Source organism: Flavobacterium sp. LC2016-23 (assembly GCF_009674775.1).
Classification (GTDB): domain Bacteria; phylum Bacteroidota; class Bacteroidia; order Flavobacteriales; family Flavobacteriaceae; genus Flavobacterium.
The window spans coordinates 1-3,038 of sequence record NZ_WKKE01000049.1 but is presented as its reverse complement, the minus strand read 5'-3'; the positions used below and the strand labels follow the sequence as shown (position 1 = coordinate 3,038).

The 3,038-nt window shown below is 40.6% G+C and carries 1 protein-coding gene; it reads left to right on the top strand.

Features of this window, described 5'->3' with window-relative positions; all coding sequences use genetic code 11:
* Nucleotides 1-3,038, top strand: a 3,038-nt coding sequence (locus tag GJU43_RS22625; RefSeq protein ID WP_154344172.1) for a non-ribosomal peptide synthetase, incomplete at both ends; no start/stop codon positions are given.

Below are 3,038 nucleotides of genomic sequence, written 5' to 3'. Positions count from 1 at the left end.
ATTAATGAGGCTGAATTTGCCAAATTTAAGTCCGTTCAGAATTCGTATCCCACCACAACGCCTGAACGCGGGGATCTCGTACATCAGCTGGCGTATTGTATTTATACTTCAGGCTCTACAGGAAATCCAAAAGGCGTACTGAACCATCATGCAGGCTTGTACAATCGTCTATTGTGGATGAAAGAATACCTTGAGGTGGACGATAAAGAAGTTTTCCTTCAGAAAACCCCGTATACCTTCGATGTTTCCGTTTGGGAGCTGATCCTGCCTTTCCTTACCGGAAGTTCCCTGGTCATTGCCAAACCCGAAGGACATAAAGATGTGGCCTATTTACAGGACATCATCAGTAAAAAACAAGTTTCGATCGTGCATTTTGTGCCTTCGATGTTAGGGGTTTTCCTTTTGGATGCAGACGGTGAAAAATGTAAAAGTTTAGCGCATATAGTGTGCAGTGGCGAAGAGCTGCCGGCCCTTATGGCACAGGAATGCAGGGAAAAATTCGCAAACGCACAGCTGCACAATCTTTATGGCCCTACAGAAGCCGCTATTGATGTCACAGCCATCAACCTGAGCGAGATTGACGTTTTAAAAGAAGGCGTAAGCATTGGGAAACCCATCGCCAACACCAGCATTTATATCGTAAACCACTCCCTTGAACTACAGCCTTTTGGTGTTCCGGGTGAGTTATTGATTTCAGGCATACAGGTGGCCAGAGGCTATCTGAATCTTCCTGAACTTACACAAGAGCGCTTTATAGCCGATCCGTTTAGAGAAGGGTATCAGGTGTACCGCACCGGAGACATCGCCCAATGGAAACCCGATGGCTCGATCCATTATATGGGAAGAATCGACAATCAGGTCAAAATAAGAGGGAACAGGATTGAACTGGGTGAGGTTGAAAACGCCATCATGGCCTATGGCGGCATCCAGCAGGCTGTAGCGACCACAAAAGAATTAAACAGTGAGAAAGTTTTGGTGGCCTATTATCTTTTAGAAAGAGAAACAGAAATAGACAAAGCGGCCATCCGTACTTATTTGCAGGGAAAACTTCCCGAATATATGGTACCTGGTTTTTACGTAGTATTGGAAAACTTACCGATGACTTCAAGCGGCAAAGTTGACCGCAAAGCCTTACCGGGAATTGGAGGCGACGATCTTATTCGTAGTGAATATGTTGCACCGCGAAATCCAACCGAAGAAAAACTGGCCACGATCTGGCAGGATATTCTGGGCATAGATCGGGTAGGGATTACCGATAATTTTTTCGAATTGGGTGGCGATTCCATTCGGGCCATACGAATTTTAGCCAAAATTAATAAAGAGCTTCATATCAATTATAAACTGGCCGATATCTACGCCCTGCCATCTATTGAAAAGTTATGGTCTATAGCAACAGAACGAACAGCAAGCGAGATTCCGGCTGCAATCAAAGCTGAAGTTGAAGCAGAATTTGAAAAACTGGAAAAAGAATTTAATCCGTATGAATTTTTTGAAGAGCAACAATTTCTTCAGACAAACAAAGAAAATTCTCAGCGTTTGAATGCTCCATTTTCGGAAGAAAAAATAGTTTCCATTTATCCAATGAGTGATATCGAATTGGGAATGTTATTTGGTTCTATCGCGACCCGAAGCAAAGGGGTCTATCACGATCAGTTTGTTTTTCCATTACCAACAGCACAATTTGACAAGAAATCATTTACCAAAGCCATTTCGATTTTAACTGAAAAGCATGAAATCCTCAGAACGGCTTATAATATTGAAAAGTATAGTTCACCGGTGCATCTTGTTTACGAAAAAATAGCCGTTGAGTTAGGATATGAAGATCTTTCGGCAAATCCTCAGGAGGAAATTTATTCGATCATCAATGACTTTATGCTGCAGGAAAGAACTCATAATTCTTTTGTGACTTCAGAACCGGGTTTATGGAGAATGAAAATTTATAAAACAGCCGAAAAAGAATACAACCTTCTTTTTCAATTTCACCATGCCATACTGGATGGATGGAGCGTGGCTTCGTTAATGACAGAACTGAATAATATCTACCTTTCTATTTTAGAGAATAAAGAAGCAGTTCCGGAGAAATTAGCACTTACCTACAAGGATTACGTTTTTGAGCAGCATTGCATCAAAAAGAATGAGAAGCACCATGATTTCTGGAAAGAAAACCTGAGCGAATATAAAAAGCTGGATATTTTTACAGAAGAGCATTTCTCAAAACGACATGATTTTACGATTGAAGGAGCATTGTATGATTCGTTGCTGCAATTTAGCCAGACTCAGGGTTTAAGTTTAAAAACAATAGCCTTTGCGGCTTATCTGTACACCTTAAAAACCGTGACTTACGACGACGATATCATTGTAGGTCTGGTCACCAGCGGCAGGCCTCTACAGGAAGATGGAGATAAAATATTGGGCTGTTTCCTGAATACCATTCCTTTTAGAATTAAGGAAACAAAGGGAAGCGCGCGCTCGTTTGCAGAGAAAATTAATGAATTGCTGATCCTTCAAAAGCAGTTTGAAAGAATCAGTCTGAATGAATTGCAAACCCGTTTCTCCCTAAACAAAAAAGGAGAAAACCCGTTTTTTGATACACATTTTAATTATATCGATTTTCATATTTATGATGATTTGAATGTACAGGAGGATGAAAAACTGACCGGATTTAGATTTGCAGATCTCAACTTTGAAGCGACAAATACGTTCCTCGACTTAAACATTCGTCCCGTTGCAAATGGTATAAAAGCATCATGGAATCAGCAAAGAACCTTAAAATACGGTTTAACAATAGAGCGACTGCAAGAGTACTACACTAACTTTTTAGCCACGTTAGTCAATTCGGGTGATGCTGTTTTAAAAAATGAATCTGTATTGCCGGAATTAGAAAAGCAAAATTTGCTTTACGACCTGAACAATACGGTAATCGAATACCCGGCCGGTAAAACGGTACTGGATTTATTTGAAGAACAAGTTGCCAAAACTCCAAATAATATTGCCATAGTATTTGAAGAAACGCAATTGACCTACAAAGAACTGGACGA